At 71.9% G+C, this 26,858-nt stretch carries 26 protein-coding genes and 1 pseudogene; 12 read left to right on the forward strand and 15 right to left on the reverse strand.

Annotated features, from left to right (window positions below; all coding sequences use genetic code 11):
• Positions 1-16 precede the first annotated feature (16 nt).
• Positions 17-151 (reverse strand): annotated as a pseudogene (locus FRCN3DRAFT_RS57960) (alpha/beta hydrolase fold domain-containing protein); the annotation flags it as partial.
• A gap of 917 nt (positions 152-1,068) precedes the next feature.
• Here FRCN3DRAFT_RS57960 and FRCN3DRAFT_RS0231655 point away from each other — a divergent pair.
• The 3 genes from FRCN3DRAFT_RS0231655 to FRCN3DRAFT_RS0231665 all read left to right on the forward strand — a co-directional run bounded on the left by FRCN3DRAFT_RS0231655 (position 1,069) and on the right by FRCN3DRAFT_RS0231665 (position 3,152).
• Positions 1,069-1,692: a GNAT family N-acetyltransferase gene (locus FRCN3DRAFT_RS0231655; RefSeq protein WP_007508292.1), complete on the forward strand. Its 624-nt coding sequence runs from the start codon at positions 1,069-1,071 to the stop codon at positions 1,690-1,692.
• A gap of 316 nt (positions 1,693-2,008) precedes the next feature.
• Entirely contained in the window at positions 2,009-2,575 is a 567-nt protein-coding gene (locus tag FRCN3DRAFT_RS47165) for an RNA polymerase sigma factor (RefSeq protein ID WP_198536056.1), read from the forward strand.
• Positions 2,568-3,152, forward strand: a complete 585-nt coding sequence (locus FRCN3DRAFT_RS0231665; protein WP_007508296.1) for a hypothetical protein — start codon at positions 2,568-2,570, stop codon at positions 3,150-3,152. Before FRCN3DRAFT_RS47165 ends, FRCN3DRAFT_RS0231665 begins: the two co-directional genes overlap by 8 nt.
• Positions 3,153-3,202: 50 nt before the next feature.
• Here FRCN3DRAFT_RS0231665 and FRCN3DRAFT_RS0231670 read toward each other — a convergent pair whose 3' ends face one another.
• Entirely contained in the window at positions 3,203-5,827 is a 2,625-nt protein-coding gene (locus FRCN3DRAFT_RS0231670; protein WP_007508298.1) for a CHAT domain-containing protein, read from the reverse strand.
• 124 nt (positions 5,828-5,951) lie between these two features.
• The gene (locus FRCN3DRAFT_RS54445) at positions 5,952-6,122 is read right to left on the reverse strand and encodes a hypothetical protein (protein ID WP_157845281.1); all 171 of its coding nucleotides are present in this window, start codon (positions 6,120-6,122) and stop codon (positions 5,952-5,954) included.
• Between the two features lie 42 nt (positions 6,123-6,164).
• Here FRCN3DRAFT_RS54445 and FRCN3DRAFT_RS0231680 point away from each other — a divergent pair, with 42 nt between their 5' ends.
• Complete coding sequence (locus FRCN3DRAFT_RS0231680; protein WP_027141117.1) at positions 6,165-7,295, forward strand: S8/S53 family peptidase; 1,131 nt, start codon at positions 6,165-6,167, stop codon at positions 7,293-7,295.
• Between the two features lie 116 nt (positions 7,296-7,411).
• Positions 7,412-7,843: a hypothetical protein gene (locus FRCN3DRAFT_RS0231685; RefSeq protein WP_007508302.1), complete on the forward strand. Its 432-nt coding sequence runs from the start codon at positions 7,412-7,414 to the stop codon at positions 7,841-7,843.
• A gap of 171 nt (positions 7,844-8,014) precedes the next feature.
• Here the strand turns inward: FRCN3DRAFT_RS0231685 and FRCN3DRAFT_RS0231690 are convergent, their stop codons facing one another.
• Positions 8,015-8,653 carry a helix-turn-helix domain-containing protein gene (locus tag FRCN3DRAFT_RS0231690; protein WP_051466425.1) on the reverse strand — a complete coding sequence of 213 codons (639 nt, stop codon included), beginning with the start codon at positions 8,651-8,653 and terminating at the stop codon, positions 8,015-8,017.
• A gap of 272 nt (positions 8,654-8,925) precedes the next feature.
• Here FRCN3DRAFT_RS0231690 and FRCN3DRAFT_RS0231695 point away from each other — a divergent pair, with 272 nt between their 5' ends.
• Positions 8,926-10,674 carry a bifunctional NAD(P)/FAD-dependent oxidoreductase/class I SAM-dependent methyltransferase gene (locus FRCN3DRAFT_RS0231695; protein WP_007508306.1) on the forward strand — a complete coding sequence of 583 codons (1,749 nt, stop codon included), beginning with the start codon at positions 8,926-8,928 and terminating at the stop codon, positions 10,672-10,674.
• A gap of 98 nt (positions 10,675-10,772) precedes the next feature.
• On the opposite strand, the gene FRCN3DRAFT_RS0231700 is transcribed toward FRCN3DRAFT_RS0231695, so the two are convergent.
• Positions 10,773-11,597 (reverse strand): class I SAM-dependent methyltransferase, encoded by an 825-nt coding sequence (locus FRCN3DRAFT_RS0231700; protein WP_007508307.1) that lies wholly within the window; start codon positions 11,595-11,597, stop codon positions 10,773-10,775.
• Positions 11,598-11,715: 118 nt separating this feature from the next.
• On the opposite strand from FRCN3DRAFT_RS0231700, the gene FRCN3DRAFT_RS47170 reads away from it, so the two are divergent.
• From FRCN3DRAFT_RS47170 to FRCN3DRAFT_RS47175, 3 genes are all read left to right on the forward strand, one after another.
• Positions 11,716-12,879 (forward strand): serine hydrolase domain-containing protein, encoded by a 1,164-nt coding sequence (locus FRCN3DRAFT_RS47170; RefSeq protein ID WP_007508309.1) that lies wholly within the window; start codon positions 11,716-11,718, stop codon positions 12,877-12,879.
• A complete protein-coding gene (locus FRCN3DRAFT_RS0231710) occupies positions 12,872-13,384 on the forward strand; it encodes a pyridoxamine 5'-phosphate oxidase family protein (protein ID WP_007508311.1) in 513 nt (170 codons plus the stop codon). The genes FRCN3DRAFT_RS47170 and FRCN3DRAFT_RS0231710 overlap by 8 nt, the downstream gene beginning before the upstream one ends.
• Positions 13,385-14,011: 627 nt before the next feature.
• A complete protein-coding gene (locus tag FRCN3DRAFT_RS47175) occupies positions 14,012-14,305 on the forward strand; it encodes a YdeI/OmpD-associated family protein (protein ID WP_007508313.1) in 294 nt (97 codons plus the stop codon).
• Between the two features lie 245 nt (positions 14,306-14,550).
• On the opposite strand, the gene FRCN3DRAFT_RS0231720 is transcribed toward FRCN3DRAFT_RS47175, so the two are convergent.
• Together FRCN3DRAFT_RS0231720 and FRCN3DRAFT_RS0231725 are read right to left on the reverse strand one after the other, a co-directional pair.
• Entirely contained in the window at positions 14,551-15,672 is a 1,122-nt protein-coding gene (locus tag FRCN3DRAFT_RS0231720) for a glycerophosphodiester phosphodiesterase (RefSeq protein ID WP_035930381.1), read from the reverse strand.
• 409 nt (positions 15,673-16,081) lie between these two features.
• Entirely contained in the window at positions 16,082-16,510 is a 429-nt protein-coding gene (locus tag FRCN3DRAFT_RS0231725; RefSeq protein ID WP_007508317.1) for a hypothetical protein, read from the reverse strand.
• Positions 16,511-16,601: 91 nt separating this feature from the next.
• Here FRCN3DRAFT_RS0231725 and FRCN3DRAFT_RS0231730 point away from each other — a divergent pair, with 91 nt between their 5' ends.
• Positions 16,602-17,180, forward strand: coding sequence for a TetR/AcrR family transcriptional regulator (locus FRCN3DRAFT_RS0231730; protein ID WP_007508319.1), 579 nt, complete (start codon positions 16,602-16,604; stop codon positions 17,178-17,180).
• A 66-nt stretch (positions 17,181-17,246) separates the two neighbouring features.
• On the opposite strand, the gene FRCN3DRAFT_RS0231735 is transcribed toward FRCN3DRAFT_RS0231730, so the two are convergent.
• Positions 17,247-18,293 carry an ABC transporter substrate-binding protein gene (locus FRCN3DRAFT_RS0231735; protein WP_007508321.1) on the reverse strand — a complete coding sequence of 349 codons (1,047 nt, stop codon included), beginning with the start codon at positions 18,291-18,293 and terminating at the stop codon, positions 17,247-17,249.
• Between the two features lie 158 nt (positions 18,294-18,451).
• Positions 18,452-19,321 (reverse strand): alpha/beta fold hydrolase, encoded by an 870-nt coding sequence (locus tag FRCN3DRAFT_RS0231740; protein WP_007508323.1) that lies wholly within the window; start codon positions 19,319-19,321, stop codon positions 18,452-18,454.
• Between the two features lie 24 nt (positions 19,322-19,345).
• On the opposite strand from FRCN3DRAFT_RS0231740, the gene FRCN3DRAFT_RS0231745 reads away from it, so the two are divergent.
• Entirely contained in the window at positions 19,346-20,509 is a 1,164-nt protein-coding gene (locus FRCN3DRAFT_RS0231745) for an amidohydrolase family protein (RefSeq protein ID WP_007508325.1), read from the forward strand.
• Between the two features lie 59 nt (positions 20,510-20,568).
• On the opposite strand, the gene FRCN3DRAFT_RS0231750 is transcribed toward FRCN3DRAFT_RS0231745, so the two are convergent.
• Both FRCN3DRAFT_RS0231750 and FRCN3DRAFT_RS0231755 read right to left on the reverse strand, forming a co-directional pair.
• Positions 20,569-21,495 carry a hotdog family protein gene (locus FRCN3DRAFT_RS0231750; protein ID WP_007508326.1) on the reverse strand — a complete coding sequence of 309 codons (927 nt, stop codon included), beginning with the start codon at positions 21,493-21,495 and terminating at the stop codon, positions 20,569-20,571.
• The gene (locus tag FRCN3DRAFT_RS0231755) at positions 21,492-22,319 is read right to left on the reverse strand and encodes an SDR family oxidoreductase (RefSeq protein WP_007508328.1); all 828 of its coding nucleotides are present in this window, start codon (positions 22,317-22,319) and stop codon (positions 21,492-21,494) included. The genes FRCN3DRAFT_RS0231750 and FRCN3DRAFT_RS0231755 overlap by 4 nt, the downstream gene beginning before the upstream one ends.
• A gap of 295 nt (positions 22,320-22,614) precedes the next feature.
• On the opposite strand from FRCN3DRAFT_RS0231755, the gene FRCN3DRAFT_RS0231760 reads away from it, so the two are divergent.
• Positions 22,615-23,304 carry a TetR/AcrR family transcriptional regulator gene (locus tag FRCN3DRAFT_RS0231760; protein WP_007508330.1) on the forward strand — a complete coding sequence of 230 codons (690 nt, stop codon included), beginning with the start codon at positions 22,615-22,617 and terminating at the stop codon, positions 23,302-23,304.
• A gap of 55 nt (positions 23,305-23,359) precedes the next feature.
• Here the strand turns inward: FRCN3DRAFT_RS0231760 and FRCN3DRAFT_RS0231765 are convergent, their stop codons facing one another.
• The 4 genes from FRCN3DRAFT_RS0231765 to FRCN3DRAFT_RS0231780 all read right to left on the reverse strand — a co-directional run bounded on the left by FRCN3DRAFT_RS0231765 (position 23,360) and on the right by FRCN3DRAFT_RS0231780 (position 26,665).
• Positions 23,360-23,608, reverse strand: a complete 249-nt coding sequence (locus FRCN3DRAFT_RS0231765; protein WP_007508331.1) for a hypothetical protein — start codon at positions 23,606-23,608, stop codon at positions 23,360-23,362.
• A gap of 133 nt (positions 23,609-23,741) precedes the next feature.
• Positions 23,742-24,377 (reverse strand): cysteine hydrolase family protein, encoded by a 636-nt coding sequence (locus tag FRCN3DRAFT_RS0231770; protein ID WP_007508334.1) that lies wholly within the window; start codon positions 24,375-24,377, stop codon positions 23,742-23,744.
• Positions 24,378-24,381: 4 nt separating this feature from the next.
• On the reverse strand, positions 24,382-25,305 hold the full coding sequence (locus tag FRCN3DRAFT_RS0231775) for an SDR family NAD(P)-dependent oxidoreductase (protein ID WP_007508336.1): 924 nt from the start codon (positions 25,303-25,305) through the stop codon (positions 24,382-24,384).
• 76 nt (positions 25,306-25,381) lie between these two features.
• The gene (locus FRCN3DRAFT_RS0231780; RefSeq protein WP_007508338.1) at positions 25,382-26,665 is read right to left on the reverse strand and encodes a CaiB/BaiF CoA transferase family protein; all 1,284 of its coding nucleotides are present in this window, start codon (positions 26,663-26,665) and stop codon (positions 25,382-25,384) included.
• Positions 26,666-26,858 lie beyond the last annotated feature (193 nt).

The raw sequence follows: 26,858 nt of genomic DNA on the forward strand, positions 1-26,858 counted from the left end.
GCGCCGCGATCCCGGAGCCGTGGAACGTTCCGGGGAACAGGTGGAGCTCGACTGGAACACCAGCGGCGAGCAGCGCTTGGGCGTAGGCGATGCCCTCGTCGCGCAGCGGGTCGAACTCCATGACCAAGATGTAGGCCGGTGGCAGGCCGGCCGGTAGACCCGGACGGGGACCTCAGGGTGGTCTGGCGACCCGGGGACGTGCACGTCTCGCACGTCGATCCCGGTGGTGTCGTGTTGCTGGCCGCCACGGACCCCAGCAAGGAGTGCCCGGACGCTGGCCAGGTCGGAGAAGTCCAGCATCGGCAGCATCGGGATTACCGCGGCCAGCTCGGGATCGAACCGATAGGTCAACGTCGCCCTCCTGTCGGTACGGCCGGGGAATCTGCCATCCCTCCCGCCAGGCAACGTGTTCGGCGGAAGCGACCGTACGCTAGCGGACATAGCCTATTTGCCGGGCGTCGTCGGGTTCAGGGCGCGGTGCCGTCCGGTGTGCGGAGTGGCGATGACGTGGATCCCAGGGGCGCGTGAAGATTTGGATGAGGCGGTCGCAGCACGGCATTCACCTCGCGGCCCTCAATGCCCGAGGTGCCTGCATACCCTGGCCGATCGGCCGGTCGTACACCGCCGGAACAACTGGGGCAATGCCGAGCCAAGACCGAGGCCCGAGCTGTGGTGGGAATGCCGCCAGTGCGATTGGATCGGCTACCAGCACCACGAAGGCGGACCCTTGACGGCGATGCGACGCCTTGCCGGAGAGGAGGCGACCTGCTTCTTTTGTGGCGAGGAAGAGAGCAACGTCGTCAGTGCCCCGTCGGACGAGGATGGCGGCTATCGACGAGACTGGCTGGTGTGCCTTGCCTGTGGCACCAGCAACCCGCGCCGGTATCTTTCCTGAGCGTCGAGCACGCCCCGCCCACTACCCGGGCGCCGCCCGGTCGGTTGAGATGTTGACCTGGCGCGCCGCTCAGGATAATCCCATGGCAGCTGTCGACTTCGCGACGTGCCCTGGTGGCGTCCGGGAGGCGACGATGTACGGATGCTCCGGGCTGTCGGGGCTGGACTGGGACCATGACGGTTTCCATCTACTCGCCCGACCGCGCCCAGGCGCAGAGCCGCGCCGGCCAGGTCGGCGGTATCCCCCGTCAGCGTGGCGAGGGCCGCCGGCGGGCCGCCGCGCCGTGTTCGCGCCGCGCCATCCGGCGGGCCGTCCCGCTGATCCGCGAGCTGACGCCGCAGGACGGCGAGGCCCTCGACGAGGTGTTCGCCGGCCTGTCGCCGCGCAGCCGCTACCTGCGTTTCCATGCCCCGCTGCACCGGCTGTCCAGCCGGTTTCGCGCGACCCTTCTCGACGTCGACGGCCAGGACCGGCTGGCACTCGTGGCCGTGGTCTGCACGCCGGAAGGCCCCCGCGCGGCCGGGACCGTCCGACTGGCCCGCACCGGGCCGGGTGAGGCCGAGGTCGCCATCGAGGTCGCCGACGCGCTGCACCGGCAGGGCATCGGCCGCCTTCTGCTGACCACCATCGGCCAGCGCGCCGCCGAGCTCGGTCTCGTCTGCCTGACCGCCGAGGTCCTCGCCGAGAACACGCCCGCCCTGGCCCTGTTCCGCTCGGTCTTCCCCGACGGCCCCACCCGGCGCGCGGACGGCATCCTGACCCTCACCTGCCGTCTGGCCGCCGTCTCCCCGACCTGATCGCCCATTCCGGGAATGGCGATGATCGTCGACGACGGATCTCCCCAACCATGTATCAGCGGCGCCACTGACTACTCACCTTCGTCGACAGCACGGCCGCGCCCACCGCGCGCGGCCGTCGCCGGCAGCAGGGGAGGTTGGCGACACGGTGACTGGTGGAACTCGGTCGGCGCCGCGCCCGGAATCCGGGTGTCCGCCGTCGGCGACCGGCCCCGGCGGGGACGACAGGCGGGACGGCCCTGAGCCCCAGCGGGCCGACGCGTCGGCACCAGCGAGCGAGGACGCGACGCTGGCGGAACTGACGCCCGGGGAGCTGGTGAGCCGGATACGCGAGGGCGACCTGTCCGCGTGGCCAGCGCTGAACGAGCGCTACATCGGCCTGCTGTGGGCGGTGGCACGCGGGATGCGTCTCGACGAGATGGATGCCGAAGACGCCATCCAGACGACCTGGCTGCGCCTCGTCGAGAACCTGGGTGCCCTGCGTGATCCCGAGTACGTCGGTAGCTGGCTGGTCACCACGGTCCGCCGGGAGTGCCTGGCGACACTGCGGCGCCGAGTACGGGTCCGCGCGGGCCTCGACCAGACGATCTCCGACGAGCCCGCGCCACCGGACACCGGGCCGGAGGACGTGTTGCTGCTGGCCGAACGGGACGCGGCGCTGTGGCGGGCGTTCCGCCGCCTCGCGCCGCGCTGCCAGCACCTGCTGCGCGTGCTCATGGCCGACCCGCCGCCGAGCTACGCCGAGGTCGCCGCCGCGCTGGACTGCTCCCCCGGCTACATCGGCCCGACCCGAAAACGATGCCTCGAGCAGCTTCGTACCTTGTTGGCCGCCCACGACCAGCCGCCGGGTGGGTCTGATTCCGGGAGCCTGCGCCATGGATGACGACAGCACGGCCGTCCCCGTCCCCGCCGACGCCGAAGACGAGGCGACCGCGAAGGACCTGAACGCCGAAGACGCCGAGCTGCTCGCCGCGCTGCGCCGGGTCGCGACCGAGGTCGACCCCGTCTCCGACCGGGCTCGGCAGGCCGCCCGTCTCGCGATCACCTTCCTCGACCCCGATGGGGAGCTGGCACGGCTTGTCGCCGCTTCCGGCGACGAGCTGGCGGACGCGGGCCTGACCGGTGGGACGTCAGCATCTGGACGCGTCGACCCGCGGGGACGGCTCGCGCTGCGCGCGGGTGAGCCCACCGAGGGTGCGCCGCTGGTGCTGTCCTTCGCCGCGTCCGACGTCTACATCGACCTGGAGATCACCGGCCGCGGGCAGCAGGTCGACATCGTCGGCCAGGTGGTCGGCACGGCCGAGTCCACCTGCGTCATCGAGGACGCGGGCGGCGCCCGCGACGTCGCGGTCGACACGCTGGGGCGGTTCTTCGTGGAAGGGCTGCGTCGCGGGCCCATCCGCCTACGGTGCCGCTCCACCAACGGGGCCACCGTGACGACCGCGTGGACCACGGTGTGAACGCGCACCGGTCGGTCCGGCCGCGACGCACCGCCGCGCCTCCGACCGGGCTAACGTCCGAGCGCCACGAACGCCAGTCCCGCCGCGAGCCCCGCCGGATCGTCGACGGCCACGGCACGAGCGACCGACAGCGCCTGTGCGAGGTCGACGCCGGCGCGCAGCCGCGCGTGCACCTCGACCATGAGCGGGGCGGTCGCCGCGTCGTTCACCGGCACGACGCTGGCCAGCAGGCTCGCTGTGCCCTTCGGGATGAGCGCACCCACCATGCCGACCAGCTCGTCGGCGCCGACTGGTACCCCGACTGCGGACTCGCAGCTCGCGAGCACCAGCTGGTACGGCGCGCGGCGCAGGCGAGCGAGGTCGTAGACGGTCAGCGGCCCGTCGTCGAGCCGCAAGGACGAGAACAGTGGGCTGTCCGCGCGGAACGTGCCATGCGCCGCCACGTGCGCCAGCCAGGCGTCGTCGAGCAGGGCCAGCGTCCGCTCCGCCGTCGCCTGGCCGTCGCGCAGGACGACTGGGCCGGGGTAGCCGGTCGCGATCTGGCGTACCTCGGCGGCCGTCCCCTCCAGCCCGGGTCCGACCACGAGGGCGACCCTGCGCCGCCGCGGTGGGGTGGCCCGGTGCGCGGCGAGCCAGGCCGTCGCCGACGGGGCTACCCGGACCGCGCTCGTCCGCAGGCTGGGGAGCAGGGACCAGGGCACCGCGTGCAGGCTGCCGGGCGGCACCACGAGCACCGGCCCACCGTCGAGCTCGCGGGCGGCGGCGCCGAGGAGGGTCTCCTCGAGCAGCTGGCCGGCGGCCGCGAGCCGGCCGGTGAAGCCGGGCGGTGGCTGACCCAGCGCCAGTCGACGGAGAAGGAAGCGCGCAAACTGCACCTCCCGCTCGGCCGCGCGCACCGAACCGGCCGGGTGCAGCCGCACTCGGCCGTTGGCCACGGTCACCACGTGCAGCAGCCCGTCGAGCTCGATGATCTCCAGCAGGCGCAGCTCGCCAAGGGCCGCGACGATCTCGGCGATCGACGGGCGGGCGGGACCGGGCCCGCTCATGGGCGAGCGGACCGCCTCCACCCGGCGGGTGCGGGCGCGGATCGCCGCCTCCAGCCGGATCCGTCGGCCATCCAGGCCGCCGGTCGGCCGCCCTTTTTCCCGCGCCACGTCGAGCGCCTGCCCGACAGCGCGCAGCGCGGCGAGATCCGCGGTCAGCTGGGGATCGTCAGGGGGGCGGGCAGCCGGCATCGCGAAGGCGCTGGCACGCCAGCGCTCGCTCCAGCGCAACAGCATCCGGGCGTCGCGGCGGCGCAGCGCCAGCCGCTGCGCGACGGCGGCCAGCTGGGCGCCGTGGGCGGTGGCATGCGCCCGCAGCTCCTGCGCGCCAAGGTGGCGCAGCTGGTCCTCGACAGCGGCGAGGCCGCGGCCGCAGGCCAGCAGCGTCTCCCGGTCCTGGCCCCGGCCGTTCGCCCACAGCGCCTTCGCGAGCCAGCCGGTGGCGCGGTCGATCGCGGCGCCCGAACGCCGGAACCCCGCGGCGAGCCCGAGCAGGGTCTCCGCCTCACGGCCGCCTTCGAGCGCGAGCCGGCCGGCGAACAGGTACGCCCGGGCGGCCTCGGCGGCCCGCAACTCGCCGAGCCGGTGCGCGAGGTCCGCCGCGCGGGTGGCCAGCCGCGCGTCACGGGCCCCGGTCGCATGCTGTGCGCTGAGCAGGACGAACGACGCACGCAGCTGCCACCAGGTCCGGGCCTGCTGGCGGAACAGGTCATGCGCCGCCGCGGCGCGCTGGGCGGCTACCGCCGGGCTGGCCGCGGCGAGCGCCGCGGTCGCCGCTGCGAACAGCAGCTCCGCCTTGCGGGTGACCTGCACGTTCTCCTTGGCGGCGGCCGCGATGGCTCCGTCGGTCTCCCGCAGCGCGTCGGCGGCCAGGCCTGCGGCCAGCAGCACGTTGCACCGGTCGATCGCGAGCTCGGGCTCGGACGTGGCCAGCGCGGCGTACCGCTCGGCGGCCCTGTCGAGCAAGCGCAGCGCGGTGGGCAGCTCGCCGCGGCGCTGGGCGACCCGTGCCCTGCTGTGCCACGACCAGGCGATCTCCAGGTCCTGGCCGGCGGCCGTCAGCAGTCGTTCGGAGATCACGAAGTCCCGCTCGGCCCTGTCTGTCTGACCGAGGGCGAGGTAGGACATGCCACGGTGGGTGCGGCACCGTCCCTCCCACATGGGGTCACCCGCGGCGCGCAGCAACGTCGTCGCCCGTCCCAGGTCGCGCAGCGCCTCGTCATGGCGCCCGAGAACGCCGAGCACCGCGCCGCGCCGCATCAGGACCTGACCGCCGAGCAGCCCGTCGCTGTGCCGGGCAGCCGCGTCGAGCTGCCTGAGGCCGGCGGCGGTATGGCCGTTCAGCGCCAGGGTCGTCCCCATCGTCGCCCGCACGTCGACCAGGCGGCGGGGATCCCCGCAGGCCCGCGCCGACCGCATCGCCGCGCGCAGCTCGGCGACCGCCTCGTCAGCCCGACCGCTGTCGCGCGCCACGATCCCGAGCGTCTGGTGGGCGACGGAAAGCGCGCACGGGTCCGCGGAGGTGTCGAGCCACCTTGACGCCGCCGCCACCGCGTCGAGGGGCCGGGACAACGCGAGCGCCAGCAGCGCGGCGTGATCAGTGGCGGTATCGCCGTGGACGGGCCCGCCCATCAGTCAGGAGGGCGTCGAGCCCGCCATGGACGGCTCCGCCCCGTTCCCCCCATGCCATCAACCTTAAGACCAATCCACACGACCACCACGTCATTGGCCGAAAGGGAGCTAAGCCCACATGACATCACGCGACGAACCACCAGCCCAGGAGCCAGGCCCCCGGCCAGCCCGCGGCGGCGGCCCCGGCGGCCCACCTCAGGACGAAGATCGACGTGCGGCGCGCCGGCGCCGGCGCGACCGCCGCCCGCCGACCCTCCAGCAGATCCGGCAGGCCGGACTGGTCATCGCCTATCACGGGGCGCAGGTCAACCAGCCCGCGGGATGGGGAGACGACGGGGTGGACACCTTCTATCGCGAGGAGCACCTCGTCGTCCGGGACGACTACGTCGACCGGGTCCTTCAGGTGCTCGACCTGGTCGACACCAACCGCGACCTCGCGCGCGAACGCGAGCGGCGCGTCCGGGGCGTCGTCGACGGACTCCATCTCGTCCGGATCGACCGTCCGGTCGAGGGAGCGCTGGCGCAGGTCACCGAGCGGCTCGGGATCGGCGTCGCGGCGCCGGACTACCTGCTGTCGATCACGGTTGGTGGCTTCTGCCCGGCGAGTGAGCCCGAGGTCCCACCCGTCGGGAGCCCTCCCTGGCCCCCGCCCGCGGCGGATCCCACCGCCGGCGACGGCGTGCGCGTTCTGATCCCCGATACGGGACTGGACCCGACCGCGTCCACCACCTATTCCTGGCTGCAGGGGCTGACGGGCGATGTCGACACCCGGATCGAGATCCCGCGCTCGGGGCCGCACGTCCTGCGTCCCTATTCCGGGCACGGGACGTTCATCGCGGGTGTCCTGAGACGCGTGGCGCCGATGGCCACGGTGATCGTGCGGGACATCTTCAGCCCCGTGGGCACCGCCTTCGAGACCGATCTCATCCCGGAGCTGGTGGACCTCATCGCCCTCGACCAGCCGGACGTCATCAGCCTCTCGGCCGGCACGACGGTCCTGAACGGGACGCTGCCGCTGGTCCTGCAGTGGTTCCAGAACGACTACCTCCCCGCGGTCGGAGGCCTGGCACTAATCGCGGCGGCCGGGAACAACGCCAGCTGCGAGCGGTTCTACCCGGCCGCCTTCGACCCGGTGTTCGCCGTCGGCGCGCTGGACGCGGCGCAGTCTCAGCGCGCCCCCTACAGCAACTACGGCTCGTGGGTCGACGTCCTCGCGCCCGGGACGGAACTCGTGAACGCCTTCCCGACCGGGACCTACACGACCACCGAGACAAGCTCACGGGGGCAGGTCAGGAACTTCACGACCGGCCTCGCCAGGTGGTCCGGCACCTCCTTCGCCACGCCGATCCTCGCGGGGTTGACCGCGGCCCGCATGTCGGCGGCGCAGGTGGATGGCCAGACGGCGGCGCAGTATCTGGTAAGCAACGCGCCCGTGGTCCAGGGAGTCGGCAGGGTATTGCTTCCCTGACCGTGCGAAAAATGTTCGGAGGTGGCAGAGAAAAACCGATCCCGATGTATCAGGGAAGACCGCGGATCCCTCTCATTGTCGAGACCATCGGTTCTCCACCATGAAAGGGCAGAAAAATGCCAGAAGCAAATGACGCGGAGCTGACCCGGGTATTCACCGCGTCGGTCAGCGCCGCCCCCGCCGTCGAGGACGGCGAGCCGAACACCGCCGCTCCGGGCTCTCCCGCGGCCGCGCAGTTCTACCTCTTCGTCGAGGGAGTGGCCGGCAACGTCCTCGGCAACAGCGGCGCGAACTACACGCTCTACCTGGACGCCGTCGCCGAAACCACGGGCGCCCCCGCGCTCAGCCAGTTCACGCTGGCACAGGAGTTCTCGCCGACCACCTGGGTGCCGGGTGGCCTCGCCGGGAACTTCGTCACCCAGCAGGTGTTCACCGTCCCGGTCCCGACCGGCGCCCGCGGGCATGTCTACCGCTACAAGGCCAGGCTGGTCGGCGTCAGCAACAACACCGTCTCGCACAGCAGGAGCAACGAGTTCGTGTTGGTCTGACCGCTCACGACTCGTCATTCGCGGAACCATCGGCTGGTTGCCAGGGGCAGGGGGACTGGCAACCAGCCGCCGCGCGTGCCCGCCGAACCGGACGCCCACAGGAGAAACGGCTTCGCGACGGAACCAGGCAGCGGGAACGCTGTACGTCAGGAACGCTGTATGTCAGGAACGCTATGCGTCACGAGCGCTATGCGACGGGGTGGACCGGGCGCGGATGTGGACGCGTTCGCCCTGGGGTCCGACGAGGCTGAGAATCTCGGCGGGGCGAGGGGTCGGGTTGCTGAAGGCGTGCGGGACGCGGGTGTCGAACTCCGCCACCTCGCCGGCGGCCAGCACGAGGTCGTGCTCGCCGAGCTGCAGGCGCAGCCGCCCGGACAGGACGTAGAGCCAGTCGTAGCCCTCATGGACCTTCTGTTCCGGCTCATAAGGGGGCCAGTGGGCCGGGATGATCATCTTGAATGCCTGTAGGCCGCCGGGCCGGCGGGACAGTGGGATGACCGTCATCCCGTTCCGCACGAACGGTCGCGGGTGGATGCGCGGGTCCGCTGTCTGCGGATGACCGACCAGCTCGTCGAGCGGGACCCGGTAGGCCCGAGCCAGCGGTAGCAGCAGCTCCAAAGTCAGTTTGCGCTGGCCGGACTCCAGCCGCGACAGCGTGCTGACCGAGATCCCGGTCGCCTTCGACAGCCTCGGCAGCGTCAGGTCGCGCTCCTGGCGCAGCGCGCGCAGCCGCGGGCCCACCGCCGCGAGCACCCCGTCGAGATCCATCTCGTCGTCGTCCGGCGCCCAGGTGTCCGGGGCGTCCAACATCCCTGGCACGTCCGTCCTCGGTCCGTCGGCCTTCCTCGGCCCGTCGGCCTTCCCCGTCCGCACGCCCGGCTCCCCACGGTTCGTCACGCCGGAAGTTTGCCATCCTGGCAACGTTGTTTGTCAAATCCCACCTCGATACCGGACAGTCCGATGGCGGGCGCGGGACGTCCGCGCCAGCGGCGTCGACGACGGTGCTGGCTGACGGCAGAGCCGGCCAGCGCTGGCCAGTGACGGCGACCCGCCCGCGTCGCCGCGGATCCGAGGAGGAGCACATGACGATCGAGACCAGCCAGGTCCCGGCGGTCGAGGCGGGGACGGCCGACGAGCGGCAGTACGACGTCGTCGTCGTGGGTGGCGGCCCGGCGGGGCTCTCCGCGGCGCTCACCCTGTCGCGGGCGCGGCGCTCGGTGCTGGTCGTCGACGCGGCCGAGCCACGCAACGCCCGCGCCGGGCACGTGCACAACTACCTGGGCCGGGAGGGCACACCTCCGCGCGAGCTGCTCGCCATCGGCCGTGCCGAGGTCGCCGGCTACGGCGGCGAGGTCGTCACCGCGACGGTCACCGCCGCCGAACACCTCGACGACGAGGGCGGTGTGGGCGAGGGTGCCGGTCCGCTCTTCCGGGTCTCGCTCGCTGACGGCCGGACGGCACGGGCCCGGCGGCTGCTCGTCGCGACCGGCCTCGTCGACGAGCTGCCCGACGTGCCCGGCCTCGCCGAGCGGTGGGGCCGCGACGTCCTGCACTGCCCGTACTGCCACGGCTGGGAGGTCCGCGACCAGGCGGTCGGCGTGCTCGCGACCAGCGAGCTCGCGGTCCACCAGGCGCTGATGTGGCGGCAGTGGACCCCGGACGTGGTCCTGTTCCGCCACACCGCGCCCGACCTCGCCGAGGAGCAGGCCGAGCAGCTCGCCGCCCGCGGCATCGCCGTCGTCGAGGGCGAGGTTGCCGCGCTGGAGGTGGCCGACGACCGGCTCGTCGGCGTCCGGCTGCGCTCCGGCGAGGTCGTCCCCCGCCAGGCGGTGACGGTCGCGTCGCGGCTCACCGCCCGCGCCGACCTGCTCGCGCCGCTGGGCCTGCGGCCGACCGAGGCGCGCATCGGCGAGCTGCTCGTCGGCGACCGCATCGAGGCGGCCCCGGCCGGCGCCACCTCGGTGCCCGGGGTGTGGGTGGTGGGCAACGTCGCCGACGTCCAGGCACAGGTCATCTCGTCGGCCGCCTCGGGCGTCACGACCGCCGCGGCGCTCAACGCCGACCTCATCGCCGAGGACACCCGCGTCGCCGTGGAGGCGTACCGCTACCAGCGGGTCTTCAGCGAGCAGGCCTGGAGCGAGCGGCACCGGGCGCGTTCGGCCGCACACCCCGACAGCGACGACCCGAGCCCGACGCTGGCCGCGACGGCCGCCGGCCTGCTGCCCGGCACGGCACTCGACGCCGGCGCCGGCACGGGCGCGGATGCCTGCTGGCTCGCCGCCGGCGGCTGGAAGGTCACCGCCGTCGACCTGTCGAGCGCCGCCCTGGAGCGCGCCGAGTCCCGAGCCGCCCGGCTCGGCCACGCCATCACCTGGGTCCAGGCCGACCTGGCCGTCGAGCCGGCCCCCTCCACCTTCGACCTGGTCACCGCCCACTACCTGTGCCTGCCGCCGGCGCAGCGGCGCACCCTGTTCGCCCACCTCGCCGACGCCGTCGCCCCCGGCGGCACCCTCCTCCTCGTCGGCCACGCCCCGGGCGACGGCGGCCACGGCCACGTCGCCGGCCACGGGCACGGCCACGAGCACGAGCACGAGCACGAGCGAGAAGGATCGGCTCCCCAGCCTCCTGGCGGGGTCGGTGAGGCAGGCCCCGCGGCCCCCGACCCGCACCTCGCGGAGGTCGCCTGGGACGCCGCCGACATCGCCGCCGGCCTCGGCCCCGGCTGGGTCATCGAGACCGCCGAGATCCGCCCCCGGGCGGCCGAGCGCCGGGGCAACGGCCCAACCCACGACTCGATCGTCCGTGCCCGACGCGACGACGCGGCCCGGTAGGTAATCCCGGCGCGCCGGCCAAGGGGCGAAGCCTCGCCGCCCTGTCGTTCTCCGGCGCCTGTCGTCCTCCGGTGCCGGACTGTTCCGGCGCCGGTCGCTCAGGCGCCGGTGGCGCGTGTGGCGGTCGCGACGGCCGTGGTGAAGCCCATCGTGAAGGCGCCGCCCAGGGCGTCGATCGCCGCGCCGATGGCGGGGAGCAGCGCGGCGAGCCTTTCTGGCGAAAGGAGCCTGTGGTCGCTGTGGGTCGGCAGCTGGTCGAGCCACTCGTCGCGGGTGTAGCGCCGCTCCCAGTCGAACCGCCATGCCTCGGGGTCGTCGAACGCCCCCGCACGCCGGATGCCGTCGGCCGCCCTGCCCACCGCCGTCGCGGGACCACCGGCGGCGGGACCGGTCAGGTGGCCGCCTTCGAGCTCCGGGGCCACCCGCCGATAGACCGCCGAGAGCTCCTCCGCCACGTCGGTGGACGGTCGGCCCAGGTTCCAGAACACGGCCAGTCGGCCGCCCGGCCGCAGCAGCCCCGCGGCCTTCGCCGCGCCCGCGACGGGGTCCACCCAGTGCCAGGCCTGTCCGGAGATCACCGCGTCGAACGACCGACCGGCCGGGTCCCACGCCTCGAACGGAGCCACCTCGACGTCGACACCGTGCCGCCGCGCCACGCCAGCCATCCGTGCGTCGACCTCGACCCCGAGGACCCGGCAGCCAGCGGCCAGGAACTGCCGCGCGGCGATACCGGTCCCGCAGCCGACGTCGACGACGTCGGGACCCGGGCTGCCCGCGACGATCCGGCTCACCAGCTCCTCGGGATACCGGGGGCGGGACCGGTCGTACTTCTCGGCGTCGGCGCCGAACGACTCGGCCCGCGCCCGGTTCCGGTGAAGCTCGGCTTCCGGCGAAGGCGTCTCCCCGGGCTCCGTGGCGGCCATACGCCGACCCTAAGCCAGCCGTATGCCGTGGCGGCGGGCCATCAGCTTCCTTCACCGACGGCTGACTCGACCGATGAGTCGTACCGGCCATGCCAGTCCAACGGGTATGGACGAGCGCATGAGCGCGAACAACCTCCAGGCACGCGTGCAGGCCGCGATCGACCGGATGGTCCGGGACGGCGCGGAGGTGGGGCTGCAGGTGGCCGTCGTGCGGCACGGTCAGCTGGTCGTCGACGCGGTGGCTGGTCAGCGCGACGCCGGGCGGCGGCTCCCGGTCCGGCCCGACACGTTGTTCTACGCGGCCTCCACCGCCAAGGGGGTGGCATCCGCGGTGGCGCACGTGCTCGTCGAGCGGGGCGTGCTCACCGACGACCTGCGGATCGCCGAGGTCTGGCCCGAGTTCGGTGCCCACGGCAAGCGGGACGCGACACTGCGACACGTGCTGCTGCACACGGTGGGCGTGCCGGCGCCGCCGTACGACACGACCGTCGAGCAGTTGTGCGACTGGAACCACATGTGCGCCGCGCTGGCCGGCTCCGAGCCGTGGTGGGTGCCCGGCGCGCGGTTCGGCTACCACGCCCAGACCTTCGGCTTCCTGCTCGGCGAGACCGTCCGCCGCGCCTCGGGTCGCCCACTGTCGTGGTGGCTGCGCGAGGCGGTCACGACGCCGCTCGGGATCGAGGACGACGTGCACTTCGGCGTCCCCGAGGCCCTGCTGGTCCGAGTCGCGCACCAGCACCGGCCTACCGGACCGCCGCCGGAGCCGGGCTCGCCGGAGCCGGGCTCGCCGGCCGACCGGGCGGTTCCACCGGCCATCCGGCCCGACGCGGACCTCGCCAACCGCCGCGACGTGCTCACGGCCGACCTCGTCTCCACCGGCACCATGACCGCCCGTGGGGCGGCGCGCGTCTACGCCGCCCTGCTCGGCGACGTGGAGGGCGTCGCCCTGGTGTCGCCGGCGCGCCTCGCGGCCATGGCGACGCTCAGCCACGAGGGGTGGGACGAGGTCATGGAGGTGCCCACCACCTGGACGTTCGGGTTCAGCCCCTACCGGCCAGGCGGCGCCAGCTCGCGGCCCGGATCGACCTTCGGCATGGTCGGGTCGAACGGCTCGGCGGCGTACGCCGACCTCGACTCGGGCGTGGCCGTGGCGGTGATGCGGAACCGGTTCAGCCAGGATCTGTCCGCCGCGGCCGAGATCGACCGCATCGTGGCCGACGCGTTCCCCGGCTCCGCCAGGCCGGACAAGCCAACCACCGACGATCGGAGTAACGATGGATGACCCGGTGACCCAGCTCGACGAGCGGTTCAGCGATCCCGACAGCCAGCCCACCACCTGGGCCGCGGCCCGGGCCGTGCTCGAGGCGGCCCAGATCAGCTGGATCTCGACCGTGCGGGGCGACGGGCGACCGCACGTCACGCCACTGGTCGCGGTGTGGCTCGACGAGGCGCTTCACTTCACCACCGGCCCGACGGAGCAGAAGGCGATCAATCTCGCCACGAACCCCAACGTCGTGCTGACCACCGGCAGCGACGCCTGGGACCAGGGGCTCGACGTGGTGGTCGAGGGCGAGGCGGTCCGCGTCACCGACCGGGCATCCCTCACCCGGCTCGCCGCGGCCTGGCGGACCAGGTGGGACGGCAGCTGGAAGTTCGACGTCGCCGACGACGGCTTCCACCACGAGGCCGGTGGCCTGGCGCTCGTCTTCGCGGTCCGGCCGACGAAGATCCTCGCCTTCGGCAAGGGCACCTTCACCCACACCCGCCACCTGCCCCGGGCCCGCTGACTGGTTCGATGTTTCCAGCCCGGCCGGGCACTGGCTCGCGTACAGCCACGAAACTCGAGTACTGCCCGGGCGGGCGGGTGGAATCGGGAGCGCGGCGGTCCCGCCCGGTCGGTGGTGCCGGAGCAGGTCGCTCAGCTTCGACCGCGTCACCATCCCCGGAGCGCCCGGCCATTTCGCAAAATAAGATCAGGCTGACAATCTCGCTGGTCGACAGCCCGCCACCACCGGCCAGCTCTACCGCCGTCAGGCCCTGCTCCACCTGCCCCCTGCAGCCGAACACTGCAAGCCGACGCGTCCCGGCTCGTGTCCCACCAGCATTCCACCACTCGCCAGCCACCGGCCCTGAAGCCAGAGTCCCCGACGATCGCACGGCGAGAAGCTGCCGGTGATCCGGTGGGATTTTCGGAGCTGGGACTCCGAGGATCTCACCAGATCATGAACGGCCCAGCGATCTGATGGGATCTTGGGTGCGGCCTGGCGCGCTGCTACGGTTTTCCCACCAGACGATCAGATGGAGAAGTCGATCCGCGGCTCTCTGGCGGCGAACCCACGGGTCAAGTTCTGAAATGCCCCGGAACATCAGAACCTCCGGACACGCCAGGGCGGTTCGGTGGGAGCATCATCGTCGTGGCGGATGATCGGGACCTGGTTCCGGACGAGTTGTTTGAGGCGCTCAGCCGCGCGGACGCCTGGTCGCAGTGGGAGGAGCAGACGGCAGAGGTTCGGTCGGTGTACGTCCGCTGGGTAGCGAAGCCGAGAAGAGCCAGCGAGCGACGCTCGCGAGCCGACGTGACGGCCTACTACGCATTCCATGGGGCACTCGACAAGGCCATTAAACGGCCGGGGGTGTGGAATGCCCTGCTCAAACTGCTCGGGGAGGCCGACACAGGGGATACGCAGACCGGGAACACGGATTCCTGACAGGCGCACGCCCGGACGGCCCGCCGAGACGCCCGCGGGGCGTACTCCCCTGCACGAACCAACAAATGTGCGCCTTGACCGGATGTCGGCGGCCGGGGACGACTTCTGCTCCCGGGCCTCCAACCACGTGGTCACCGCGGCGCTCGCGGCGGACGGGCTGCGCCGCAGGACGGATGGTGCGCCGGCCGGGAGTCCGGTGGTTGGTCCCGGCCGGCCGCCATCGTGCTGGTGCGTGCCGAGGGCGGTCAGCCGCCCAGGAAAGCGGCGCGGGCGAGGATGCCGACGTCGGTGTTGTCGGTGAACAGGCCGTCGATGCCGGTCCTGAGGAAGGTCACCTGCTCGTCGATGGCCCGGCCGTAGTCGCTGGCCACCGTGCCGACGCGGTAGTCGGTGGGCAGGAAGCTGTTCTCGGCGCGGAACGTGTACGGGTGCAGGACGAGACCGGCCTTGTGCGCGTCGGCGACGAGCGTGGTCGGGGTGCCGAGGTTGCCGCTGGCGTCCCGCGGGATGATCTGGTTCTTGTCGGGCCCGATGCCGTTCGCGTACGTCGCGATCGTCTTCAGGCCGGCCGGGGTGATCAGGTCCGCGTAGGTGCGCGGGTCGCCGGCGTCGACCAGGTCGAACGGGGCGCCGGCGGCGCTGAGCAGCTGCACGGCGCGGGCCTTCAGGCCGAGCTTGCGCAGCTGGCCCAGGTTCTTCGTCTCGAAGGACTGCACGAACACGGGCGCGTTCTTGTCGTTGAGGCCGTAGCGGACCAGCGTGTCCAGCAGCCGCTTCTCCAGCGCGAGCCCGGCCTTCTGGAAGTAGGTCGGGTGCTTGGTCTCCGGGTAGACGCCGATCTCCCGGCCGAGCTCCGCCGACAGGCGCCCCCGCAGGTCGAGCACCTCGATCAGCGTCGGGATCTCGAAGCGGCCGTTGTAGAGCGTGTTGTGCTGGCGGACGTCCGGGATCCGCTCCTTGGCGCGCAGCGTCTTGAGCTCGGCGAGCGTGAAGTCCTCGGTGAACCAGCCGGTCAGGGCGACGCCGTCGAGCGTCTTCGTCACCTTGCGGGCGGCGAACTCGGGGTGGTCGGCGACGTTGGTCGTGCCGCCGATGTCGGGCTCGTGCCGGCAGACGAGGTGGCCGTCCTTGGTGGCGACGAGGTCCGGCTCGACGAAGTCGGCGCCCAGCCGGGCGGCCAGTTCGTACGAGGCAAGGGTGTGCTCTGGCCGGTAGCCGGACGCGCCGCGGTGCCCGATCACCAGGGTCGCAGGCCGCCCGGGCTTGCCCTGCCCGCTGCCCGCCCCGGCGGCAGCGGCGGCAGAGGCGGATGCGGCGGCGAGGACGGGTGCGGCGGCCAGGCCGGCGATCACACCGCGACGGCCGATCACGCGCCGGCTCGTGGCGGGCCGGTCCTGCTCGGTCAGATCCTCGGCGGCGAAGTCTTCCGTGCGACGATCCACAAGGTCTCCAGCGCGGCGACGTCGGCCATCGACGCCGGCGCGCCGCACAAGCCAAGCAACGACGAAGAACGTCAACGCTGCGCGCGTCTGGCCCGCAACCGTCGAGCAATCGTCCGTGGCATGAACCAGGCCGTCCTCGGGTCCCGGGCGCGACGCGCCAACGCGCCAACGCGCCAACGACTTCTCCAAACGCGGCGCCTCAGAAACCCCGGCGAGAAATCGACCTAGCGTCCTCAGCCAACCACCTTGATCGGCACCGACGTGTTGTCAGCGTCGGGATTTCGCTGCGATCGCGACGCTGACAACACGTGCACGGCGATCTCCTGGGGTGGCGTCAGGCGAGCAGGGCGGACCGGGTGGCCGCGGTGACGAGGGCGTCGCCGGTGTAGGCGACGCCGCCGATACCCCAGCCGCCGTCGGGGGCGTTGAGGATGTTGACCCAGGTGTCGTCGCGGCCGTGGCCGTCCACAGTCAGGTCGTCGACGATGTCGGTCGCCGCGGCGATGAACGCGGCTCGGCTGGCGGGGTCGGGCAGGCCGATGTTCGGCAGCTTGAGCTCCACCATCACGAGCCGGCGATGGACGCCGCCGGCATAGATGTCCTGGGGGTCCAGGACATGGACGGTACCGCCGACGATGCTGGTGAAGAACGGATTGCCGGTCGCCTCGCTGGCCGCCATCAGGGCCTCGGTCAGCAGCGGGAGGATCTGGCGCTCGCCGGTCTCGGTGAGTTCGCCGCGCGGGGCGGTGACGGTGATGGGCATGAAGGTCTCCGCTTCGGTTGCTAGTACGTACGTACTAGCGATTACCCTGCACTAGGATGGTCGTACTAGTCAAGGCGTGCGGAGGTGCGTTGTGGCCGACACCCGTGGCCGGATGGTCGACGCGACAGTCCAGGCGCTGCAGCGCCGCGGTGTGGCCGGGATGTCGTTCACCGACGTTCTCCGTGACAGCGGCGCCGCCCGCGGCGCGATCTACCACCACTTTCCCGGCGGCAAGGCGCAGCTCGTCGCCGAGGCGGCGACGCGCAACGGCGAGGACGTGCGCACCGGTCTGGCCGCGCTGCCGGCAGGCGACCCGCTCGTCGTGGTCACGGCGTTCCTCGACGCCGTCCGGCCCGTGCTGGCCGCCTCGGCGACGGGCGGTGGCTGTGCGGTCGCGGCAATCAGCGTCGCCGATGGTGAGGGGGAGCCTGGCGACACGAACCTCCGGCGCACCGCCGCCAGCATCTTCGCGTCGTGGACCCGGACGCTGGCCGAGCGGATGGCGGCGGCTGGGCTTCCGCCCGACGAGGCGGCCGGCCTGGCCACCGCCCTGCTCATGCTTCTCGAAGGCGCCCACGTCCTGTGCCGTGCCGCCGGAACCCTCGAGCCCTTCGAGCAGGCCGCGCACACCGCGACGGCCCTCGCCCGCGCCCGCTACGAGAGCCGCTGACGCGGCACGTCGGCCAACACCCAGCGTCATCCACCGAGGCGCGGGCGGAGCCGGAGCCGGCGCCGGTCAGCGCACCTCGACGGATTCGCCGCCCGACCACTGGCGCAGGACGAGGTAGCGGCCGTGCAGGGCGCCGCGGTCGTGCTGGCCGAAGGAGAGCAGGGTGCCCTCGTGACCCTCGGCCGCCGGGACCCACTTGATCTGTTCCAGGCCCTCACGGACGCCGGCGCGGGTCAGCTCGGGAGCGCGGGCGATGCCCTCGACGACGAGCCGGCCCAGGTCGAAGCCCTTGGCGACGGCCGCCGAGCGCTCCGGCGGGACGCCGAGGCGGTGGCGCAGCGCGGCGAGCGTCGCGTTGTCGTCGGAGTACATGTCGATGTACGTCCAGCCGTCGATCGCCTGGGCGACGCCGGGCTGGCGGCCGAACATGCCGGCCGAGTTCATCACCCGCGGGCCGTCCCAGCCGGCCGCCGCCGCGGCGAGACCCGTCGCGGAAGCCGTCCGCCCCAGCCCCAGGTAGACGAGCGCGTCGACACCGGCGCCGAGGACCTGCCCGACCTGCGCCGTGACGTCCTCGGCGAGCGGCGGCAGCACCGCGGTCGCCGTGACGGCGAGGCCTAGCAGGTCCGCCTGGGCGGACAGGAACCGCAGGTAGCGCCGCCCGATCGGCGACCGGTCGTGGACGACGCCGAGGCGCCGGGCGCCGAGCGCGGCCAGGCGCTGGGCCAGCACGACGCCCTCGTCCTCGTGCGAGCCGACCTGCAGGTGGAACATCCACTCGCCGCGGGCCCGCTCCGTCCCGGCCCAGTTGATCGTCGCGATCCGGTGGTGCTCGGCCAGCGGGGCGGCGACCAACGCGTTGTCACCGATCGCCGGTCCGACGACCAGCAGCACATCCTCGTCGACGAGCCGGGCGAAGGCCCGTTCGACGGCCGCCGCCGTACCGGACGGCAGGCCCAGGCCATACGCGGGGACGAGCTCGACGTCCCGGTCGAGCCGGCCGCCGGCGACCGCCTCGTCGGCGACGAGGCGCAGCCAGCGGGTGAGGTCCGTCGGGCTCGGCGGCCCGTCCGCGAGGTCGTCCAGTACTCCCACCCGCACCGGCGCCGCCATCGCACACCCCGTCCCGAAAACCACAAAGAGAGTAAATGCCTACTTATCGAGCAGCGACTGATCGCCAGTCCGCCGCCGGGCCGCCCCGAGGAGAGGTGAGACGACCGGCCTGTGGGCCGGCCCGCGACGGGGCCGGCCCACGGGTACCGGTGGGCCGCTCAGGCGGAGGCCTCGCGCCACCACTCGAGCAGCGACGGCGCGAGCAGCGGCCAGCGGGCGAACAGGCCCTCCTTGGCCGCCTCGGGGGTGTGCCGGTCGGCCCACTCGGTGTCGCCCCACGGGGGCTCGCGCAGCAGGGCGTTCGGCAGCGCGGCGGCGATCTTCTCGGACGTCTCGCGGCGGTGGTGGATGTCGCTCGCACCGCTGCGCAGCACCAGCGTGGGCAGGTCGAGCTTGGCGGCCTCCGCGTCCGACAGGCCGGGGACCAGCGCCTTGTCGTCGGGGCAGTAGACCGCCATCCAGCGCTCCAGGGTGGCCATGAACGTCTGCCGGTCCTGGTCGAGGATGCGCTGGCGGTTGCCCGGGTTGGCCTCGATGACCTCGGCCCACTCGGGCAGCGCGGCAACGGCCTCCATGCCACCGTTCCACGCCGCGACGAACGAACCGGAGCAGTAGTGCACGCCGAGGCTCATCAGCCCGTAGATACCGCCGCTGATCCACCAGATCGCCAGCCCTGCGGCGATGTCGCGGTGGCGGGCCGCGGTCAGCATCGAGACCCGGGAGCCGCCGGAGCCGCCGGCGATGATCGTCTGCCCGAGCCCGAGCTGACGGATCAGCCCGCCCAAGGCATCGGCCTGCATCTGGGATTCGGATTCGCCGGTAAAACACACATCCGAGGCGCCGGTGTTGGGACGGTCCCAGATCAGGGCCCGCCCGCCGGTTCCCTCGGCGAGTGCCGTGGCCAGCTCACGGATACCGGGCGTGTCCTTACTGTAACGGCCACCCGGAGTGATCGCCCATGCCTGACCGTCGCCCGAGCCGACGATCTCATAGGAGATCGATAAACCGTCTACGGTTGCGTATGCCATGGGGAAAATCTAGCATTGACGTCTATGTCGAAGGACGGCTTATTTATCGTAGACGCCGACTCCCACTGGTCCGAACGAGCCGATCTTTTCACCAGCCGAGCGCCCGCCGCCTACAAGGACCGGGTACCCCAGCCACGTGACGTGAACGGTGTGCCGACCTGGGTCATGGACGGTCACCCTATGGGGCACTTCAGCCCCGGTGGCGTCATCGCCCGGGACGGCAGCAAGGAAGAAGCCGACAAGGCCCTGTTCCACTGGACATTCGACCAGATCCACCTGGGTGCGCACGACCCCAAGGTCCGCATCGGCGTCCTGGACGACCTTGGCATCGACGCCCAGATCATTTTTCCCAGCACGATCGGCCTCGGCGGCCAGGACCTGGGCACGTCCGCCGACCCGGAGCTCACGAAGCTGACCATCCAGATCTACAACGACGAGATGGCCGAGATCCAGGAGCAGTCCGGCAACCGGCTGCTCCCGCTCCCGCTGATGCCGGCCTGGGACATCGACTTCTGCGTCACCGAGGCGCGCCGGGTGGCCGCGCTGGGCGCGCGCGGCGTGAACATGACCTCGGACCCGCAGGACCTCGGCTCCCCCGACCTCGGGGACCCGGCCTGGGACCCCTTCTGGGAGGCCTGCACCGAGCTCCAGCTGCCGGTGCACTTCCACATCGGCGCGAGCGTCACCGGCATGACGTTCTACGGCAAGTACCCGTGGCCGTCACACGACGCCAACACCAAGCTCGCCATCGGCGGCACGCTGCTGTTCATCGGCAATGCGCGGGTGGTGACGAACCTAATCCTCTCCGGCATATTCGACCGGCACCCCGACCTACAGACCGTGTCGGTGGAAAGCGGCGTCGGCTGGATTCCGTTCATTCTCGAGACGCTCGACTACGAGATGAGCGAGAATGCTCCCCGCCAGCTGGCCGCGATGAAGAAGCCGCCGTCGGAGTACTTCAGGAGCAACATTTACGCGACATTCTGGTTCGAGAAGAACCAGGGCAAGCTGGCGGCGCTCGTCGAGGCCGTCGGCGAGGACCGCATCCTGTTCGAGACCGACTTCCCGCACCCGACCTGCCTCTACCCCGCCCCGCTCGAGGCCGTCGCGGACAAGATGAACACGATCTCGCCCGAGGCGAAGGCCAAGATCCTCGGCGAGAACGCCCGCAAGCTCTACCGCCTCTGACACCCACGTGAACCCGCCGGTGCCGAGGCAGGCGGCTGCCTCGGCACCGGAGTGGGCATTCACATACTGCTGATGTCAGGGAAGCTCCGCGTCACCGCGTGGACCGCGAGCCGGTCCTCGGCCCCGGCGTCGCGTACCTCCACCACTCCGAGGCCGTCAGACACCCGCGCCGTCGCGACCGCGGGCCCCCGCCGCACCGGGCTCAGGAACCGCAGCAGCATCGAGGAAAGTGGCACCCCGGGGGTGAGCGACAGGGCCGCCTCCTCGGCTGCGAGTGCGATCAGCCCGCCGTTGACGGTGTCCGACGAGTTGAGCCCGTTCTCCGTGCGCGCCACCGCGGCGACCCCCGGCGCGCGCACCTCGCAGCCGGCGTGCTCGGCCAGTGGGCCGCGCAGCGGCGGGCGCGGGAAGCGCAGCGTCTCGTCCTCGTCCTCCCAGCGCAGCGGCGGCATGACCAGCGACGGATCCCCCGCCGTCATGAACGCCGCCGTGCCCAGCGCCAGCGGCGTCCCGTCGGGGCGCCGGAAGTCGGTCGCGATGACGACGACCGAGCGCCCCGACTTGACCAGCCGACCGGTCACCCGGATCTCGGGCGTCTCCCAGGAACGGGTGTTGAGCTCCACGCCGAGGTCGAGCGTGACGGGCACCCGCGGCGCCAGCACGCCGATGGACAGTCGCCCACCGAGGTAGTCCGTCCAGATGGCCAGCGCCGCCATCCGCACGCAGGTCGTTCCCGGCACGTACAGCTCGGGCACCATCGGAATCGAACCGTGCAACTCGTCGCCGACGCGGCGCACGAAGACCCGGATCGGCGCGAAGACGTGTTCCTCCGGGGCCACGTGCCGCACGTGCCGGGCACCCGGGATGCCCGGCACGTCGGCGGCCGAGACCGCGCCCGTCAGCGGGGGCGGGCCGCCCGGCGCCGGCCGGCCAGCGACGTCACCGACGAGGTCACCGGTCGTGCCGAGGTCATGCGCGGGGCTCAAAACTTGCCCAGCAGGAAGCGGACGGCCCCCGTGTCCGCCGGCCACGTCTCGGTGTTGCCCGCGGCGAAGTGGCCGGCGTCGGTGATCAGTGTGATGCCGCTGATCCCGGCGGCCGCGTCGGAGCACAGGAAGACCAGCGGGTAGCCCTGCTCCAGCGGGGTGGCCGCCTCGATGCCGACCTCGGCCCGGTAGCCGGCGCCGAACCCGAGCCAGGTCTCGGCGTTCGCCCGCGCCAGCGGCGTGTCGGTCGGCCCGGGGCAGATCGCGTTGATCCGGATGCCGCGCTTGAGCAGCGGCAGCGCCTGGGTCGCGACGTAGGCGCAGACGGCCTGTTTGCTCCACATGTAGTCCGCGTGCTTGCGCTCGATCGCCCACGCCGACGCCTCCTCGAGGTCGGCGATGGCCAGGTACTCCTTCAGCTCGTCGAGGCTGCGCTCCCAGCCAAGCCCGGCGGCCGACGAGATGAAGCCGATGGCCGAGCCGCGCGGCAGCCTGTCCGCGGCGAGCAGCTTCTCGAGCAGGTAGCGGTGGCCGAGGAAGTTGGTCTTCTCGATGCCCGGCGTGCCGTCGGCGACCCCGGCGGCGCACAGCACCGCGTGGACCGGGCCGCCGAGGGTGCCGAGCGCCGCGTCGATCGACGCCGGGTCGCGCAGGTCGACGGGGACGGCCTTGACACCGGGCACGGTGATCTCGGCGATGTCCAGGACGGTGACCTCGGCGCCGGCGGCGAGCGCGAGCTCGGCGGCGGCCGCGCCCATACCGGTGGCGCCACCTACCACCAACACGTGCTTGCCGTCGTAGCGGAACGCGTCGAATAACGACATGTCGACTCTCCCTGACATAGTTGGCGCGAGGCCCGCATAGCCGGGGCCCCGGTGGCCATGGTGAAACTGGAGTACTGGGTACCTGGTATGGCTGGCGCCCGGCGGCGGCCGGCGACCCGTCCCGGGCGGCCGGCGATCTCGCCGTACCGATGGGCACGCATCCGACCGGCCAGTCCGGCCGGTCGGTACTGGCGGGATCGACACGCCCAATTTAATTTTAACGTCGACGTCAATGACAATCCACCGGTAGACTCGTCCCACACCGTCGGTGGGAGGAATTTCGTGGAGGATAACCGTGACGTCCACGGATGACGTGTCCACGGCAGCGCCGGCGGACCGGGAGAAGACCGGGGGGCCGCGCTCCCGCAAGGGCGCCGCGACCAGGGCGCGGCTGGTCAGGGCGGCGAAGGCCGTGTTCGAGGAGGACGGATTCCTCGACGCGCGAATCTCCGACATCGCCGAGCGCGCCAGCCTGTCACACGGCTCCTTCTACCATTACTTCGACTCCAAGGAGCAGATCTTCCGCGAGGTCGCGATGGATCTCGCCGACCTGCTCCAGTCGCCGCTGTCCACCGTCGTCTTCGACGCGACCTCGACGGCCTCCCCCGCCGACCGGATCCGCCAGGGCAGCCGCCAGTTCCTGCGTAACTACCAGGCCGAGGCCCGCATCATCGGCGTCATCGAGCTGGTCTGCCGTTACGACCGGGAGCTGAACATCTCCCGCCACGAGCACCTGCAGGAGAGCAACCCGCGGGTCATGCGGATGATTCGTCAGCTCCAGCAGCGCGGCCACATCGACCCGGCGCTGGACCCGGAGCTGGCGCTGCCGGCACTCGGCGCGATGATGAACCGATTCGCCGAGATGTGGTTCGTACAAAAACTGTTCGACTATGAGTTCGAGGAGGGCGTCGAACAGTTGGCAAAGCTTTTCCTGAACGCCCTTCGGATCACCGAGACCCCCGCGGGCCAGGCCGCCGCCGAATAGTCGGCGGCGGCCGGCTCCGTGCCGGGGAGAATCAGGAATCAGTCAGACGGCGGAATCAGTCGGACGACGGCAGCGGCTTGGCCTGCGCGATGGACATCGCCTCGCCGTGACATACCGGCTCTCCCGCGCCCGCCTTGGCTATGAGCACCTGCGCGTCGCACACCGCGCAGGTGTAACGCTTGCCCAGCGAGACCGGGCCGCCCGGGCGCAGTTCGAGGCTCGACTCCGCCGAGATCCGGACGACGACCGCCTCCGTCCCGGTCGCGTCATCCCGCAGCCGGGCGCCGGCCTTCAGCGCTGTCATGCGTCCTCCAGTCGTTACTCGCTCGCCACGGGAAGGTCACCAGCTGGCCCGTGGGCCATCTCACGCTAGAAGATTTTGACTCTGACGTCAACTTCGCGTTCCGTGGCCGGGAGGTCCGCCGCCGCGACACCGCTCAGCCGGCGGCGTCCTTCTCCCACGCGGCCAGGACGTCGTCGGTCGTGACGATGGTGGCGCACAACGACAGCGAGTTGCGAATCAGGATGTCGCGGTACTCCATCGGGAAGCCAGCGATCGCGTCGCGCGGGACGACGACCTGGTAGCCCAGGTTCACCAGGTCGAAGACCCCCGCCGGGATGGCGACGTTGGTCGACACCCCGACGATAACAACGGTCCTCGCCCCGAGGTTGGTCAGCAGCGCGCCGACGTCGGTGCCCCCGGCGGGCGAGACGCCGTGCAGCCGGACCGAGACCAGGTCGGACGGCTCCTGCCCGATCTCGTCGAGCACCTGGACCGCCGGGGTGCCGAGCAGCTGCCTGACCGGCGACTTCTCCGTGCCGAGGAACAGCCGGGCGTTGGTGCTGGCGCCCAGCCCGTCGGGCCGGCGCGCCGCGATGCAGTGCAGCACGCCGGCGCCCGCGGCCCTGGCGCCGGCGGCCAGCCGCGCGACGTTGGCGATCATTCCCGACGCGCGTGCCACCTCGGCGAGCGCCGGCAGGGAGCTGGGCGTGCCGATGACGCCGTTCTGGCACTCCTGGGTGAGCAGGACCGTGTGCGCCGGCCGTAACAGCTCGGTGAGGTCGACCGCCATGGCGTCAGGACTGGGCGAAGCGCAGGCCGGCGCCCCGGGTCTCGAACACGTCCTGCGCGAGGATCTCACCGAGCTTCGTCGCGTCCCACCGCTTGCCGCCGGAGGCGACGGTCGCCCGCTCCGTCCAGCCGCGCATCCAGATGATCCGGTCGTCGATGACCCGGATGACCTGGCCGGTCACATGGTCGGCCTCGTCGCTGGCGAGCCAGGCGACCAGCGGGGAGCTGTTCGACGGGTCCATCGGATGGAACTCGCCGTCGGGAACCTCGTCCGGCTCGAACGCCTCCCCCATGCCGGGGATGGTGGCGGTGATCCGGGTGAGGCCGGCGGGGCCGACCGCGTTCACGGTGACGCCGGTGCGCTGCAGCTCCAGCGCGAGCGTCAGAGTGAGGCCGACGATGGCCGCCTTGGCGGCGGCGTAGCCGGACTGGCCGAAGTTGCCGCCCAGGCCCGCGCCGGAGGTGGTGTTGATGATCCGGCCGGCGACCTTGCCGCCCGAGGACTTCGCCACCGCTCGCCAGTACTTCACCGCGTGGTGGGAGGTGGCCCAGGTGCCGCGCAGGTGGACCCGGATGACCGCGTCGAAGTCCTCCGGCGGCATGTTCCAGATCACCGCGTCGCGCACGATGCCGGCGTTGTTCACCAGGATGTCGAGCTTGCCGAAGGTACTGACGGCCCGCTGGACGAGCTCGCCGCACTGCTCGGCGTCACCGACGTCGGAGTAGTCGGTGACGGCCGTGCCGCCACGCTTCTCGATCAGCGCGACGGTCTCGTCGGCCGCTCGGCCGGCGCCCTCGCCGCGCACCGAGCCGCCGAGGTCGTTGACGACGACCTTCGCGCCCTGCTTGGCCAGTTCCAGGGCGTGGCCACGGCCGATACCGTGCCCGGCACCGGTGACGATCGCGACCTTGCCGTCGAGCAACCCCATTGCCCGCCCCTTACGTCGGTCAGCCCAGCCAGCTGATCAAGATTTTGTATAAAATATCATAAGTGAATGACGGCCGTCACGCCGCTCCGCCCGCGTCGGCGTCGGCGCCGCCGTCCGCGTCGGCCACCTTGCCGAAGGCGCCGGCCGCGCGCAGGCTCGCCACCTTCGCCTCGTCGTAGCCGAGGACGCCCGCGAGCACCTCGGCGGAGTCCTCACCGGGCGACGGCGCCGGCCCCTGTGGCTCCGGGTTGCGGCCGTCGAAGCGGACCGGGAACGGCAGCTGGTCGATGACGAACTTCGACGCGGGCAGCCAGGGCAACCGGTCCCGGAACTGCGGGTCCTCCATGATCGACTTTGGGGTGTTCACCGGCGCGATCGTCGTGTTGTGCTCGCCCGCGAACCGGATCCACTCCGCCGTCGTCCGGGTGGCGAAGATCTTGACAAGCTCGACGCGTGTCTCGGTGTCGCCGCGGGCGTGGTCGGCGAACTCGGCCCCGGGGCGGCGCTCGAAGAGGTCGAGCCGGCCGACGCCCTCACAGAAGTTCCGCCAGAACTTGCGCTCGGAGGCCATGAACAGGATGTGGCCGTCCGCCGAGGGATAGATCTGGTAGCGGACCCCGTCCTCCATGCCGGCGGTTCCCGGGGTGCGCCGCTCGTAGTTGTCGACCGGGTTGCCGGTCACCTCGTCCTCGGGCCGCTCGTAGGCGCGCCAGCTCTCGCTGCGCAGCCAGTCCATCGCGGCGGCGGCATCGGCCTGGCCGACCTCGACGTGCGACCCCTGCCCGGTCTCGCGCGCCGCGAGCACCGCCGCGACGAGCGCGAACGCGCCGAACAGCGGGCCGGCGTGGATGCCGATCGAGGCGTGCTCCGGCAGGTAGGTGAACCCGTCATCGTCGACCGCCGGCTTCACGACACCCGCCCAGGTGTCGTAGGCGATGCCGTGGCTCGGCAGGTCGCGGTACGGGCCGGAGGCGCCGTAGCCGGAGATGGAGCACATGACGATCTTCGGGTTGATCTCGCGCAGCGCGGCGAAGCCGAGCCCACGCCGGTCGAGCGCCCCCGGCCGCATCGCCTCGACGACGGCGTCGGCGCCGCGCACGAGCTCCCTGAAGACCTCGATGCCCGCGTCGGTGCGCAGGTCGAGCTCGATCGAGCGCTTGCCCCGGGAGATGTGCCAGTGCAGCAGTGACACGCCGTGGATGAACGGCCAGACCATCCTGCGGACGTACTCGCCGCCCGGTGGCTCCACCTTGATGACGTCCGCGCCGAGGTCGGCCAGATGGGTCGTCAGCGCGCCCGGGCCGAGCATCGACACGTCGACCACGCGTACCCCGGCCAGCGGGGCGGTCGCATCCGGCATCAAGCACCTCGCAGGTCATCGGTTCACTCGTAGGCCATCGGTTCAACGGATCGCGGGCGCAGCCGCCGTCGCACGGCGCACCACCGATCAGTACGCCATCGGTTCGCTTCCCAAGCAAGCGATTGGTCAAATATCGACGACAGATGTCGATCCGCCAATCGATATTGCATACCTTATATAATCTACGAGCTCG

The organism is Pseudofrankia saprophytica, assembly GCF_000235425.2.
In the GTDB taxonomy this organism is placed as follows: Bacteria; Actinomycetota; Actinomycetes; order Frankiales; family Frankiaceae; genus Pseudofrankia; species Pseudofrankia saprophytica.